At 46.4% G+C, this 13,935-nt stretch carries 13 protein-coding genes; 2 read left to right on the top strand and 11 right to left on the bottom strand.

What is annotated here, in order from left to right; genetic code table 11:
* Positions 1-16 precede the first annotated feature (16 nt).
* The 4 genes from rpsR to rnr all read right to left on the bottom strand — a co-directional run bounded on the left by rpsR (position 17) and on the right by rnr (position 4,353).
* A complete protein-coding gene (gene rpsR / locus vsple_RS01430; RefSeq protein ID WP_000090472.1) occupies positions 17-244 on the bottom strand; it encodes a 30S ribosomal protein S18 in 228 nt (75 codons plus the stop codon).
* A gap of 112 nt (positions 245-356) precedes the next feature.
* Positions 357-746 carry a 30S ribosomal protein S6 gene (gene rpsF, locus vsple_RS01425; RefSeq protein WP_255231588.1) on the bottom strand — a complete coding sequence of 130 codons (390 nt, stop codon included), beginning with the start codon at positions 744-746 and terminating at the stop codon, positions 357-359.
* Positions 747-1,004: 258 nt separating this feature from the next.
* Positions 1,005-1,745 carry a 23S rRNA (guanosine(2251)-2'-O)-methyltransferase RlmB gene (gene rlmB, locus vsple_RS01420; protein ID WP_255231589.1) on the bottom strand — a complete coding sequence of 247 codons (741 nt, stop codon included), beginning with the start codon at positions 1,743-1,745 and terminating at the stop codon, positions 1,005-1,007.
* 100 nt (positions 1,746-1,845) lie between these two features.
* Positions 1,846-4,353, bottom strand: coding sequence for a ribonuclease R (gene rnr / locus vsple_RS01415; protein WP_261882475.1), 2,508 nt, complete (start codon positions 4,351-4,353; stop codon positions 1,846-1,848).
* Between the two features lie 249 nt (positions 4,354-4,602).
* On the opposite strand from rnr, the gene vsple_RS01410 reads away from it, so the two are divergent.
* Positions 4,603-6,012, top strand: coding sequence for an amidohydrolase (locus vsple_RS01410; protein WP_261882474.1), 1,410 nt, complete (start codon positions 4,603-4,605; stop codon positions 6,010-6,012).
* A 140-nt stretch (positions 6,013-6,152) separates the two neighbouring features.
* On the opposite strand, the gene motX is transcribed toward vsple_RS01410, so the two are convergent.
* Together motX and vsple_RS01400 are read right to left on the bottom strand one after the other, a co-directional pair.
* The gene (gene motX / locus vsple_RS01405; RefSeq protein ID WP_150872908.1) at positions 6,153-6,788 is read right to left on the bottom strand and encodes a flagellar protein MotX; all 636 of its coding nucleotides are present in this window, start codon (positions 6,786-6,788) and stop codon (positions 6,153-6,155) included.
* A gap of 280 nt (positions 6,789-7,068) precedes the next feature.
* The gene (locus vsple_RS01400; RefSeq protein WP_255231593.1) at positions 7,069-8,385 is read right to left on the bottom strand and encodes an adenylosuccinate synthase; all 1,317 of its coding nucleotides are present in this window, start codon (positions 8,383-8,385) and stop codon (positions 7,069-7,071) included.
* Positions 8,386-8,557: 172 nt separating this feature from the next.
* Here vsple_RS01400 and vsple_RS01395 point away from each other — a divergent pair, with 172 nt between their 5' ends.
* A complete protein-coding gene (locus tag vsple_RS01395) occupies positions 8,558-8,746 on the top strand; it encodes a DUF2065 domain-containing protein (protein WP_032549906.1) in 189 nt (62 codons plus the stop codon).
* A gap of 185 nt (positions 8,747-8,931) precedes the next feature.
* Here the strand turns inward: vsple_RS01395 and hflC are convergent, their stop codons facing one another.
* The 5 genes from hflC to miaA form a co-directional block, all read right to left on the bottom strand.
* On the bottom strand, positions 8,932-9,912 hold the full coding sequence (hflC, locus tag vsple_RS01390) for a protease modulator HflC (protein WP_255231594.1): 981 nt from the start codon (positions 9,910-9,912) through the stop codon (positions 8,932-8,934).
* 2 nt (positions 9,913-9,914) lie between these two features.
* Positions 9,915-11,105: an FtsH protease activity modulator HflK gene (hflK, locus tag vsple_RS01385; protein ID WP_255231595.1), complete on the bottom strand. Its 1,191-nt coding sequence runs from the start codon at positions 11,103-11,105 to the stop codon at positions 9,915-9,917.
* A 27-nt stretch (positions 11,106-11,132) separates the two neighbouring features.
* Positions 11,133-12,440 carry a ribosome rescue GTPase HflX gene (gene hflX, locus vsple_RS01380; protein ID WP_032551490.1) on the bottom strand — a complete coding sequence of 436 codons (1,308 nt, stop codon included), beginning with the start codon at positions 12,438-12,440 and terminating at the stop codon, positions 11,133-11,135.
* Between the two features lie 44 nt (positions 12,441-12,484).
* Positions 12,485-12,745 (bottom strand): RNA chaperone Hfq, encoded by a 261-nt coding sequence (gene hfq, locus vsple_RS01375; RefSeq protein ID WP_255231596.1) that lies wholly within the window; start codon positions 12,743-12,745, stop codon positions 12,485-12,487.
* A gap of 193 nt (positions 12,746-12,938) precedes the next feature.
* A complete protein-coding gene (gene miaA / locus vsple_RS01370) occupies positions 12,939-13,871 on the bottom strand; it encodes a tRNA (adenosine(37)-N6)-dimethylallyltransferase MiaA (RefSeq protein ID WP_261882473.1) in 933 nt (310 codons plus the stop codon).
* Positions 13,872-13,935 lie beyond the last annotated feature (64 nt).

Here is a 13,935-nt window from a genome sequence, read left to right as displayed (position 1 = left end):
TATTAACTCTTACCAATTACTGATGCTTGTCAGTGTATGGTAGAAGTGCTAGGTAACGAGAACGCTTGATAGCGCGAGCTAGTTGACGCTGATACTTAGCGCTTGTACCAGTGATACGGCTAGGTACGATTTTACCAGCTTCAGTGATGTAGTTTTTTAGAGTTGCTACGTCTTTGTAGTCAATCTCTTGTACGCCTTCTGCAGTGAAACGGCAGAATTTACGACGACGGAAGAAACGAGCCATGGGCTATCTCCTGATCTTAAATTTAAAAAAGCGGTCTTCAATAAATACCGAAGTAATTACCAAGAACCTAAAACAAGTTGAGAATTTTTTAAGGCTTTACGCCAAAAAAGAATTACTCAGCAGATGCTTCTGGCTTAGCTTCTGTACGCTCTTCGCGACGAGGAGCACGCTCTGCACGCTCTTCTTTTTGCTTAAGCATAATAGATTGCTCAGTCACAGCGCCTTTAGTGCGCATGATCATGTTACGTAGAACTGCATCGTTGAAACGGAAAGCAGTTTCTAGCTCGTCGATCACTTCTTGACCAGCTTCAACGTTCATTAGAACGTAGTGAGCTTTGTGAAGCTTGTTGATTGGGTAAGCCATTTGACGGCGGCCCCAGTCTTCTAGACGGTGGATTTTACCGCCAGCTTCAGTGATAGAACCAGTGTAACGCTCGATCATGCCAGCAACTTGCTCGCTTTGATCAGGGTGCACCATGAATACGATTTCGTAATGACGCATTGGTTGCTCCTTACGGATTATTAGCTTCCACAGTTGGCTCAGTCATCCAGAGGAAGCAAGGAACTAAAGATAATTGACTGAGTTTTAAGGACGGCAAATGTTATAGAAAGAACCCCGTATTGGCAAGTGGTATTTGGCGAATAATGAAACAGTTTTTCTAGCCACCCACGGTTCTCTCAAGATCTACCTTAATTCGATGAAAACAAACGCCCACCAGCATGTGGTGGGCGTTAGAAATAAATCAATTCAATGAGCGATTTACTGCGCTAAACGCTGACGTACCGCTTCAAACAGACAAATACCAGAAGCCACTGACACATTGAGGCTTGATACGCTGCCCGCCATAGGGATCTTAATCAGGTCATCACAGGTTTCGCGCGTTAGGCGGCGCATACCGTCACCCTCTGCCCCCATCACTACCGCTAATGGACCCGTCAGTTTTGCTTGGTAGATATCGTGCGTCGCTTCACCCGCAGTTCCTACAAACCACACGCCTTTCTCTTGTAGCGCACGCATAGTACGCGCCAAGTTAGTTACGCGAACTAGAGGAACAGTCTCTGCTGCGCCACATGCTACTTTGCTTACTGTCGCGGTTAACGGTGAAGAGCGATCTTTCGGTACGATCACAGCTGCAACACCAGCTGCATCAGCGTTCCGTAAACAAGCACCTAGATTGTGTGGGTCTGTTACACCATCAAGAACCAGCAGTAGAGGTTGATCATGCTGCGCAAGAATGTCATCAAGATCGTTCTCGTTCAGCTGCTTAGCGGGTTTCACCTTAGCAATGATACCTTGGTGGTTAGCCCCTTGAGCTTTATCATCCAGCACCTTACGACCCATTTGTTGGATAGACACCCCAAACTGCTGCAGTTGGTTTAACAGCGGTAATAGACGCTCATCTTGACGGCCTTTTAATACATAAGCCTCGATAAAACGCGCTGGATCTTTTTCTAGTACAGCCTTCACCGCGTGAATGCCGTAGATAAATTCGTTACTCATTGTCTACCTGTTCGGTTTGTTACGTTAAGGAGAGCAAACTGCGCCTCTCCTTAATTCACTATTCAATATCGAGTAGGCACTGCTTCTGCCTACTCCTGTGTTAAGCCTTTGGCGCTTTTGGCTTACGCTTTGCTGTGCGCTTCTTTTTCGCTTTCGGCTTATCGGTACTCGCCGGTTTGCGCTTCGGCTTTCTCTTACTGCGTGTCTCTTCTTCACTGCTACCATCAGGGCGCTTGGTCGGCTCAACTAATGGTTTAGCACTGCTTCCCGGACGGCGGCTTTTTACCGCTGCGCGTTTCTTGCTTTTCGCCTTTTTCGCGGCATCCGCTGCACGTTTCTTCGCGGTTTTGCCTTTACCACGAGGCTTGCGGTCAGTGTCGACAATATCAAAATCAATTTGGCGGCTATCTAGGTTTACCGCAGAGACTTTAACTTTCACTGAATCGCCAAGGCGGTAGATATTACCAGAACTCTCACCAATTAATCTCTGTCCAATTGGGTCGAATTGGTAGTAATCGTTCGCGAGTGACGTCACGTGTACGAGGCCATCAATATGCAGCTCTGTTAGGCGAACAAAGAAACCAAAACCAGTCACGTTAGCAATCACACCCGGCATCTCTTCACCAACGTGATCCTGCATGTATTCACACTTCAGCCAGTCCGATACTTCACGAGTGGCATCATCGGCTCGACGTTCCGTTGTCGAACACTGCTCACCGTAGAAATCCATATCATCAAACGAGTAATGGTAACCACCAGTGGGTGTCCAACGGTCAGTGTTGCGGCCTTCGCCTTTAGCAATCAAGTACTTGATCGCACGGTGTAGCAGTAGGTCTGGGTAACGGCGAATTGGCGAAGTAAAGTGCGCGTAACGCTTCAGAGCCAAGCCAAAGTGACCACAGTTGTCGGCGTTGTACACGGCTTGCTTCATAGAGCGCAGCAGCATGGTTTGAATCAGTTCACGATCTTCACGTTCGTTAATTTGACGCATCAGTTGCGCGTAGTCGGTTGGCGATGGTTGTAGCCCCCCTTCCAAGCTTAAGCCTAATTCACTCAAGAAATCTTTAAAGCCCGCAAGACGCTCTTCTCCAGGCGTTTCGTGAATTCGGTATAGCGCAGGCTCTTTGGCTTTTTCCACCAATGAGGCAGAAGCGATGTTTGCCAGAATCATACACTCTTCGATGATCTTGTGTGCATCGTTACGAATCACAGGCTCAATGCGCTCAATCTTACGATCGGCATTGAAGATAAATTTGGTCTCTACTGTTTCAAACTCAATCGCGCCACGCTCATCACGAGTCTGCTTAAGCACCTTGTACATCTTATGCAACTCTTCAAGGTGTGGGACTTCTTTCTCGTAACGCTGACGAAGCTCTTCATCACCATCGAGAATGGCGCCTACCTTGTTGTATGTCAGGCGCGCGTGCGAGTTCATCACCGCTTCATAGTGCTTGTAACCTGATAACTTGCCGTTCTCTGAGATGGTCATTTCACACACCATACACAAGCGGTCAACCTGCGGGTTCAATGAACATAAGCCATTCGATAGTACTTCCGGCAGCATCGGCACAACCTGAGATGGGAAGTACACCGAGTTACCACGATTAATCGCTTCTTTATCTAGGGCGGTATCTGGACGCACATAGTAACTTACGTCAGCAATGGCGACCCATAAACGCCAGCCTCCATCTTTTTCCGCTTCACAATAAACCGCATCATCGAAGTCACGCGCATCTTCACCATCAATCGTGACCAAAGGCAACTCGCGCAAATCTACACGGCCTTCTTTCGCTTCTTCAGGTACATGCTCACCAAGGTTTTCAACCTGTTTCTCAACCGCTTGAGGCCACTCATGAGGGATTTGGTGCGTATGAATCGCAATCTTAGTCTCCATCCCCGGTGCCATATTCTCACCCAATACTTCGATGACCTTACCCATCATATTGCGTGAACGACCGCCGCGATCCATAATTTCGATCACCACAACGTTACCCATACGAGCACCGCCTTTATGCTCGGTTGGGATCAGAATGTCGTGACTGATTCGAGAGTCATCAGGGACGACATAAGAGTGGCCGTACTCAAGGAAGAAACGACCGATTAACGGTGCTGTACGCTCTTCAAGTACACGAACTAAACGACCTTCACGACGACCGCGTTTACTGTTATCAGTTGGCTGCGCCAATACATAATCACCATGCATTAGCGTCTTCATCTGATGGTGCGGCAGTAAGATGTCATCATCCTTGCCTGTGCTACCATCGGGACGCACCCAGCCATGACCATCTTTGTGACCAATCACATAGCCTTTCACTAGCTCCAATTTTTCAGGCAGGGCGTAGCATTGACGACGGGTAAAGATCAATTGACCATCACGCTCCATCGCGCGTAGACGACGACGCAGGCCTTCATATTGCTCTTCACCAGATAAACCTAATGCATCGAACAGATCGTTGCGGTTCATTGGAATATTCGCATCCGTCAGAAACGAAAGAATAAACTCGCGACTTGGAACTGGGTTCTCGTAGTTTTGCGACTCTCGGTCTGCAAAAGGGTCAGCATTCGCTGTGGTTGTCGTATTTTCTGACATCGGTATCTTTTTGGTCATAGGCGGGCCTGCTCATGCAAGGAAGGGATATAAATCTATTATATCCGATGCAACAGGTAAGCTACAGATATGCTTTAGAAAACCGACAAATTAGCTGAAATTGATACAAATCTTCATGATGTGAAATATCCGATCGTAATTACGTCGAACCTTTCAGTTTTTACGCAAACGATAAAACAAACGTTTGCGACAACAATAAAATCCACTATGATTCAGCAACATTTACCAACTCCTGTTCTGAGTATTGATATGAAATTAAAACGCACCTTAATGGCATCAGCGATGGCGGGTCTCTCTCTGTTTTCGTTGTCGAGTAACGCGATGGAGAAAGCGGATCTGATGATCACAGATGCCATGGTTCTGACCATGAACCAAGATAAAACTGTATATGAAAACGGTACGGTAGTGGTTAAAGACAACAAAATCATCGCGGTAGGCGACGCTTCACTAGAGAAGCTATATAAAGCTGAACAAGTGCTTGATGTCGACGGTGATATCGTGATGCCCGGTCTTATCAATACTCATACCCATGTTTCAATGACCGTATTCCGCTCTTTGGCGGACGATGTACCTGATCGCCTACACCGCTATATCTTCCCATTGGAGAAAAAACTGGTTTCGCGCGATATGGTCCGTATTGGCGCAAACCTAGGTAACGTAGAGATGGTGAAAGGCGGCGTAACGACTTACGCAGATATGTACTATTTCGAAGACGAGGTAGCGAAAACCGTCGATAAGATTGGTATGCGCGCGATATTAGGTGAGACCGTGATTAAATTCCCAGTCGCGGATGCAGCCAATGCTGAAGAAGGAATTAAGTACGCACTCAACTTCATTGAAGAGTACAAAGACCACCCGCGTATCACCCCAGCGTTCGCACCGCACGCCCCTTACACCAACACCACAGAGATCCTACAAAAAGTGGCGAAGCTATCTCTAGAGCTGAATGTTCCCGTGATGATCCACCTTGCAGAGTCTCATCGTGAAGAAGAGAAGATCGCCGAGCGCTCTGATGGTCTATCACCTGTTCAGTACATGCATAGCATTGGCGCACTCAATAAAAACCTAGTTGGCGCACACATGATCTTGGTTGATGACGAAGACATTAAACTAGTGAAAGAGTCTGACATGGGCGTTGCACACAACATGAGCGCGAACATTAAGTCAGCGAAAGGCGTCTCACCTGCTTTGCAGATGTACGACGAAGAAGTGCGTATTGGCCTAGGAACTGATGGTCCAATGTCGGGGAACACCTTGAGCACGATTGATGAATTCAACCAAGTTGCCAAGGTTCACAAACTAGTAAACAAAGATCGTGCAGCAATGCCACCGATCAAAGTGATCGACATGGCGACAATGGGCGCAGCAAAAGCGCTCCATATGGAAGATAAGATCGGATCATTAGAGACTGGTAAGTTGGCAGACATCATTGTGATCGATACCAAAGCACCCAACATGGTACCGGTCTACAACCCATACTCTGCACTGGTGTACTCTGCAAACTCAGGTAACGTTCGCCACTCAATCGTCGACGGTAAACTGCTGATGAAAGACCGCAACATGCTCACTGTTGATGAAGATAAGATTCGTCAAGAAGCATTGGATTTCACTAAAGTCGTTCGTGAAACCGTCGTTGAGTCAGGTGAAGTAGTTCAATAATCTCGCCACGTAATAGCATGGCTATCTAAATGCAAAAAGCCCTGCACTAATCCAATTAGGCAGGGCTTTTCAGCTTTCAGTAATCTTTCGGTGTCCCGTAATAATGAGTGCAGAGATCATTACAGGATTAGAATTCGTTATTACCAGAAAACGTCGCGTCGTTTGGCTCGAGCAATAATGTTGTCTGGCATTCTTTGCTCCAACCCACTTCTCAATACAGAAATGCGTTTGTGTTGACGCTGGTCGGCAGTGACGGAGTTATACAGCCAGCGGTACGCATCTTCATAATCTAGCGGGCTACCGTAATCGCGCAGTAAAAGTTCAGCTAAGTGAATACGTGCATTAAGGTTACCCATAGATGCCGCTTCACGTAGATAAGGGATCGCTCGCTCTTTGTCTTGTTGAACCAAGGTACCACGCGAGTAGTAACGGCCAAGCTGCTCTAAAGCGGCCGGCAGACCTTGATGCGCAGCGTTTTCCATGTAGTACAGACCAAGCTCAACGTCTTGCTCTACACATACACCCCAAGCCAGCATATCACCGTATAAAAACTCATAAGAAGGCAAACTGATACGTGTCGCACGCGCAACAATATCTTCAACCAGTTGGCACTTATCAGCTTTCACACGCTCAAGGTGTTGATTCTTCTCTATCAGATTGATCAGTTCAGCTTCTGTGTATATAGGTACCGGCTCACCGACATCAGCCAAATTAGCATGACTCAAGGAGGAGCTCAGCGCCATTATCAATGAAGCCGCCACAGTTCGTAGCTTCATACCTGCACTCTATTATCTTGTTTTAAAAACGCATTGAGCCTTTGGATTATCCAAGTTCAATTACATTTTACTCACTATGATATCTGTATCGGCAATTACTCGTATCGCTTTAGACAAAACTTGCCGTCAATCGGCAATACTTTGCCAGATAGCATACAAAAGATCATCACACTCACAACGCATAGTCAACGAGCACCAAATAGTAGGCACAAAAAAGCCAGCGTATTTCAGCTGGCTTTCGAACAACTTTCTATTATCTACACACTTTCGTGTATCAGCACTATGCGCTGTAAGGGTGAACCTTGATAATAGTTTCGTTACGGTCTGGACCTGTAGAGATGATGTCTACTGGTACGCCTGTTAGTTCTTCGATACGTTTGATGTAATCAAGAGCAGCTTGTGGAAGCGCGTCGATTGTCTTAGCACCAAATGTTGTCTCAGACCAACCTGGCATTGTTTCGTAGATTGGTGTTGCTTCTTCGAAAGACTCAGCAGCCATTGGAGAAACTTCTAGGATAGTACCGTCGGCCATCTTGTAGCCAGTACAGATCTTGATCTCTTCTAGACCGTCAAGAACGTCTAGTTTAGTCAGACACATACCCGTTAGAGAGTTGATTTGGATTGCGCGACGCATTGCTACTGCATCAAACCAACCTGTACGACGTAGACGACCTGTTGTTGCACCAAACTCGTGGCCAACATCACCTAGGTGCTTACCTACTGGGTCTTGCTTGTCTAGACCATCGTAAAGCTCAGTTGGGAATGGACCTGAACCTACACGAGTACAGTACGCCTTAGTAATACCAAGGATGTAACCAATGTGACGAGGACCGAAACCAGAACCTGCAGCAACACCACCAGCAGTCGTGTTAGAAGAAGTTACGTATGGGTAAGTACCGTGGTCGATATCTAGTAGAGTACCTTGAGCACCTTCGAACATGATCTTATCGCCGCGCTTGCGTGCTGCGTCTAGTTCGTCAGTTACGTCCATAACCATTGAAGTTAGTAGATCGGCATAACCCATGCACTGCTCAAGTACTTCTTCGTAGCTTACTGTCTCAGCTTTGTAGAAGTGCTCTAGTTGGAAGTTATGGAATTCCATTACTTCTTTTAGTTTTTCAGCGAACATTTCTTTATCGAAAAGGTCACCAACGCGTAGACCGCGACGAGCAACTTTATCTTCGTAAGCTGGACCGATACCACGACCCGTTGTACCGATAGCTTTCGCGCCACGAGCGATTTCACGCGCGTTGTCGATAGCGATGTGGTACGGAAGAATTAGAGGACAAGCTTCAGAAACGAAAAGACGCTCGCGCACTGGGATACCGCGCTCTTCAAGAGGCTTCATTTCTTTAAGAAGTGCTTCAGGCGAAAGTACAACACCGTTACCGATAACACATTTAACGTTATCGCGCAGGATGCCTGATGGAATTAAGTGAAGAACGGTTTTTTCACCGTCAATTACAAGTGTGTGACCTGCATTGTGACCGCCTTGGTAGCGAACCACGTATTTTGCATCTTCAGTTAAAAGGTCAACAATTTTACCTTTACCTTCGTCACCCCATTGGGTGCCTAGAACGACTACGTTATTTCCCATCTTTCCAGTATCTGTTGCTAGTTAAAAATGGATTCTAGCACCGAATCACAATTCTTGCAGTCATTTTTTGTTCACAATCGTGAGATTTGATCACGAGTGGCATATACAAGGCGCTATCAAAATGCGCAACGATACTGATATTATTCCTTTTTTATCTCACAAGGCACCTATCATGTCTCACTCTATTTGGTTGGCTATTGGCCTAGTTTTGGTCGTCGAAGGTTTAGGGCCACTTATCGCTCCAAGAGGCTGGCGCAACATGATGGCGCAGCTTAGCGAGCAACCAGATAATCAGCTTCGACGTATTGGTGGTTGCTTAGTGGTAGCCGGCGCGGTTATCGCGTTTATGACGTATCGGTAGTTCGAGATTCGAGATTCGAGATTCGAGATTCGAGATTCGAGATTCGAGATTCGAGATTCGAGATTCGAGATTCGAGAAGGATTGAAAGACATCTAGATTGTCGATACAAACAAAAAAGGCTCCCATCGTGGAAGCCTTTTGTTTTTGTGCCTTAGCAGTGCAAAGGTTCAATTCAGCCTGTTGGCTTATTGAGGTTGTGCACCTTTTGCTTTGTTCATGTATTGGAAGAAGTCAGTCTTCGGATCCAGTACTAGGATGTCACTCTTATCGCTAAATGATGACTCATAAGCTTGCAGTGAACGCATAAAGCCAAAGAACTCAGGATCTTTGTTGTATGCTTCAGAGTAGATCTTCGCTGCTTCTGCGTCCGCATCACCTCGAGTAACACGCGCAGTACGATCCGCTTCTGCCAGTACTGTTGCTACTTCTAGTTCAGCTTGTGCACGAATAACCTCTGCACGCTCACGACCTTGAGAACGGTGCTTACGAGCAACCGATTCACGCTCTGCACGCATACGCTTGTAGATTGAGTCACTGATGTTGTCTGGAAGGTTAATCTTCTTCATACGGAAGTCGACAATTTCCACACCTAAGTCTTTCAGTGCACTCTCACGCGTGTCGGTAAGAACGTTTTCCATGATCTTGTCACGTTCACCATCTACCTCAAGAGCTTCAGCTGCTGCAACCGTGGTTACCACGTCGCTGTCCGCTGAATCTGGAAGCACATCACTATTACGAGGACCAGAAACGATCTGCTTGATCTCACGAGAACCAATTTCCGAACGAAGTACATCTGTCACTTTACGCTCAAGAAGTGCTTGCGCCGTTAGTGCGTTACCGCCGCCCGTTGCCAGGTAGTATTGACCGAAGTCTTGAATACGCCATTTCACGTACGAATCGATGATGACGTCTTTTTTCTCTGACGTTACGAAACGGTCAGAGCGGCCATCCATTGTTTGAATACGTGCGTCTAGTGTTTTCACACGGTCAAACAGTGGCAGTTTGAAGTGCAGACCAGGCTCGTGGATTCGAGAAATGTCGTTGTTATCTTTCAATACACGACCAAAACGAATCACGATACCGCGCTCGCCTTCTGGAATAACGAACACAGACATCAGCATCAGTGCTAACGCAACGACCAATACAGGGATCATTAACTTACGCATTATTAGTATCTCCCTTGACGTGAGCTATCTGAACGAGACTGAGAGCTCGATGGCGTTTCAGGTTGAGTTTCTAGCTCAATCTGATCATAAGCTGATGGCGCTTTAGTAGAGCGAGAGCCCGACTTAGAACCACCTTGAGCGCCTAACTTATCAATCGGTAGGTAAAGTAGATTACCGCTCGATTCAGAGTCAATCAGCACTTTAGACGTGCTTGAGTACACTTTTTCCATTGTATCTAGGTACAGACGGTTACGTGTTACTTCTGGAGCTGCTTGGTATTCAGGAAGTAGCTTTTCAAACTGAGCCACTTGACCAAGTGCACCATTGATAGTGCGCTCTGAGTAACCCACAGCTTCTTTCTTCAAACGCTCTGCACGACCTGTCGCTTTAGGAAGAATGTCGTTTCGGTACGCTTCTGCTTCACGCTCAAAACGCTCTTCATCCTCACGAGCCGCGATAGCATCATCGAATGCATCTTTAACTTGCTCAGGTGGACGAGCCGACTGGAAGTTAACGTCTACAACTAGGATACCCATGTCGTAGTTATCAATAATACGGTTCAGTGTCTCTTGAGTGCTTTGACGAATCTGTTGACGGCCGCTAGTAAGGATACTATCCATTAGCGAGTCACCGATAACTGCACGAAGCGCAGAATCCGTAGCTTGGCGTAAGCTGTCATCCGCATTCGTGACACGATACAGATATTTGTATGGGTCTGAAACGCGGTATTGAACACCCATTTCAACCGTCACTACGTTCTCGTCTTTAGTCAGCATGGTGCCAGAAGCACGCAGTGAACGAATCGCTTGAACGTTAACCAGCTGTTCATCGCTAATTTGATCGATGAAACGTGGATGCCAGTTTAGACCTGGCTCTTCAATACGGTCGAACTGACCTAATCGAAGTACCACAGCTCTCTCTGCTTCCCCTACGGTGTAGAAACCCGCAAAGAACCAGATCGCGATAGCGATAACGGCAATGACACCAAAGCCAATTGCACCACCGCCACCTGCAGATGAACCGTTGCCACCTTTTTTACCAAACTTGCCACCCAACTTTTGACTCAGTTTGTTGAACACTTCGTCTAAGTCTGGCGGTCCTTGATCTCGGCCACCGCGATTATTCTTATTACCCCAAGGGTCATTATCGCGGCCATTATCGCCGTTGTTATTTCCAGGCTCATTCCACGCCATTAGAAAGCTCCATCATTTGATATGACGTTATACTGTAGCAGTCTCTGTGGTAACGATAAAGTCACCTAAGAGTGCCCCTTCTCTTTTTTCTAGTTTAGACCAATCCACTTGTTGCATTCGGATATCTATCAAGAGGTTACCATTTTCATCATATTCTTCTTGTTGAATAGATTTCAACTGGAAAAACAGACTACGAATGCGCCCTTGATGTTGAGGTGGAATGCAAAGTCGATATTGAACCATTTGGCTTGCTAGACGTTCTGTCAGCGCCTCAAACAGTAATTCAATGCCTTCTCCTTCCATTGCCGAGACCCAAACAGCGCGAGGAGCGCCCTCTTCGTCTCGCTCAATACGAGGTTTTTGGTCTTCCATGCAGTCAATCTTGTTCATGACTACAAGGGTTGGCACCTCATGAGCATCAATTTCTTCTAATACATCATGAACTGCCTGAATATTCTCACGAAAGCGGTCATCACTGGCATCAACAACATGTAACAAAATGTCAGCTTCCTGCGTCTCTTGTAACGTTGCTTTAAATGCCGCGACTAAATCGTGCGGTAGGTGACGAATAAACCCTACAGTATCTGCAAGGATTGCCGGACCTACATCCGTCAGATCAATTTTACGCAGTGTTGGATCGAGCGTTGCAAACAGTTGATCTGCTGCATACACACCAGCACGCGTGATCTGGTTAAACAGTGTTGATTTCCCTGCGTTGGTGTAACCAACAAGAGAAATGGTTGGGATTTCAGCTCGATTACGAGCACGGCGGCCCTGTTCACGCTGCTTAGCTACCTTAGCTAAACGACGTAATATCGCTTTTATACGGTCACGCAACAGACGTCGATCTGTTTCTAGTTGAGTTTCTCCTGGACCACGAAGACCAATACCACCTTTTTGTCTCTCAAGGTGGGTCCAACCGCGAATCAGTCGAGTAGAGATATGACGAAGCTGAGCAAGCTCAACTTGTAGCTTACCTTCATGAGTTCGCGCACGCTGTGCAAAGATATCTAAGATAAGACCAGTGCGGTCAATCACACGACACTTACACAAGTGCTCTAGGTTGCGCTCTTGGGCAGGAGAGAGGGCGTGATTAAAAATCACAATTTCAGCCCCAGTTAACTGAACGGCTTGAGCGATCTCTTGGGCTTTACCCTCTCCGACGTAGTATTTAGGGTGCGGGGACTGACGACTACCAGTAATCACTTGTAGTGTTTCCACCCCCGCAGAGGAGACTAGCATTTCACATTCGCTTAAGTCTTCCCACTCACCCTCTTGCGTGAAGTTGATATGAACAAGTACGGCTCGCTCACCGGATTCATAACGGTCAAACAAGCAACCAACTCCTTATTACAGCTTTAGCTGTATTGATTGAACGATTAATCTTCAGATTTCTCTGCACGATCAGCAGGTGCACGCTCACCGCTGTGGTGGCTAACTGCACGAGCAGGAACCACTGTAGAAATAGCATGCTTGTAAACCATTTGGTTTACTGTGTTCTTCAATAAGATCACAAACTGATCAAAAGATTCGATCTGACCTTGCAGCTTAATGCCGTTTACAAGGTAGATAGATACTGGAATGCGCTCACGACGTAGTGCATTTAGAAATGGGTCTTGCAGCGATTGCCCCTTAGCCATTTTATTTTCCTTATTTTGTATTTTGTTGTAATTATTTAGCTAGTGGTGCACAAAAAGGTGCGGCCTTTGCATCTGAGCTAAACGAATAAAAAAACTCCGTTGTTATTGAAAGGCTGTAAGTTTAAAAAGCCTCAATAACGGATCCTTTCCAGAGTATATTCACGCAAAAGCGATCACATTATACACAGCTATGCTAGTCAGATGCTATTGCATCTGAAAGAGTTTCTAGCGCTTGTTCAATGTTTTCGCTATCTAACCAAGTCAAATCATCCCAACTGCGTAACCAGGTGATTTGGCGCTTGGCCAATTGACGGGTTGCACAGACTCCGCGGAATACCGCTTCATCTAAGTCACAATTCCCATCTAAATAGTCCCACATCTGACGATATCCTACGCAACGGATCGATGGAAGATCAGGATGAAGATCGTCTCGAGCGTATAACGCTTTCATCTCATCTTCAAAACCTGCTTCTATCATTTTTTCGAAACGCAGTTCGATACGACGATGCAGTTCAGCCCTTTCCTTGGGAGCTATAGCAAATTGCTTCACACGAAATGGCAGGCTATCGCCCTTCGTTTGAGTTAGCTCTGTTAATGTTTTACCCGAAATTCGAAAAACTTCCAATGCTCTTGACAATCTTTGTGGATCATTTGGGTGAATTCTTTCCGCAGATACTGGATCAATCTCTCTTAATTGATCGTGCATAACTTGCCAACCGTGCTCGTTTGCTTCTGCTTCAATCTGTTTACGAATCTCTTGGTCTGCCGCTGGTAATGGGGATAGCCCTTCTAGCAACGCCTTGTAGTAAAGCATAGTACCACCGACCAATAATGGTATTTTTCCTGCCGCAGCGATGTCGTTCATCTCTTTGAGCGCATCACGACGAAAATCTGCCGCGGAGTAGGATTCACTCGGATCTAAAATATCGATCAAGCGATGAGGAGCAAGGGCTAACTCTTCTGCGTCTGGTTTCGCAGTACCAATATCCATATCTTTGTAGATCAACGCCGAGTCCACACTGATGATCTCTACTGGGAACTTCTGGCGTAGGCGAATGGCTAGATCTGTTTTACCTGATGCGGTTGGCCCCATTAAAAACAGTGCTAAAGGTAGTTTCTGAGTCATGATATTTTGTTTTTGCTTCTCTGTTAAAGCGCTCTGTTTTTCAGAGCTTAGTGCTGCGCAAACT

Source organism: Vibrio pelagius (genome assembly GCF_024347575.1).
Classification (GTDB): Bacteria; Pseudomonadota; Gammaproteobacteria; order Enterobacterales; family Vibrionaceae; genus Vibrio; species Vibrio pelagius.
The sequence above is the reverse complement of the archived record's forward strand: the minus strand, read 5'-3'. Positions and strand labels throughout refer to the sequence as shown.

Coding starts and splice junctions, on each gene's coding strand:
- hflK (WP_255231595.1), bottom strand. CDS start 11,105: ATGGCGTGGAATGAGCCTGGAAATAACAACGGCGATAATGGCCGCGAT.
- rlmB (WP_255231589.1), bottom strand. CDS start 1,745: ATGAGTAACGAATTTATCTACGGCATTCACGCGGTGAAGGCTGTACTA.
- hfq (WP_255231596.1), bottom strand. CDS start 12,745: ATGGCTAAGGGGCAATCGCTGCAAGACCCATTTCTAAATGCACTACGT.
- vsple_RS01400 (WP_255231593.1), bottom strand. CDS start 8,385: ATGGGAAATAACGTAGTCGTTCTAGGCACCCAATGGGGTGACGAAGGT.
- miaA (WP_261882473.1), bottom strand. CDS start 13,871: ATGACTCAGAAACTACCTTTAGCACTGTTTTTAATGGGGCCAACCGCA.
- hflC (WP_255231594.1), bottom strand. CDS start 9,912: ATGCGTAAGTTAATGATCCCTGTATTGGTCGTTGCGTTAGCACTGATG.
- motX (WP_150872908.1), bottom strand. CDS start 6,788: ATGAAGCTACGAACTGTGGCGGCTTCATTGATAATGGCGCTGAGCTCC.
- vsple_RS01395 (WP_032549906.1), top strand. CDS start 8,558: ATGTCTCACTCTATTTGGTTGGCTATTGGCCTAGTTTTGGTCGTCGAA.
- vsple_RS01410 (WP_261882474.1), top strand. CDS start 4,603: ATGAAATTAAAACGCACCTTAATGGCATCAGCGATGGCGGGTCTCTCT.
- rpsR (WP_000090472.1), bottom strand. CDS start 244: ATGGCTCGTTTCTTCCGTCGTCGTAAATTCTGCCGTTTCACTGCAGAA.
- rpsF (WP_255231588.1), bottom strand. CDS start 746: ATGCGTCATTACGAAATCGTATTCATGGTGCACCCTGATCAAAGCGAG.
- rnr (WP_261882475.1), bottom strand. CDS start 4,353: ATGACCAAAAAGATACCGATGTCAGAAAATACGACAACCACAGCGAAT.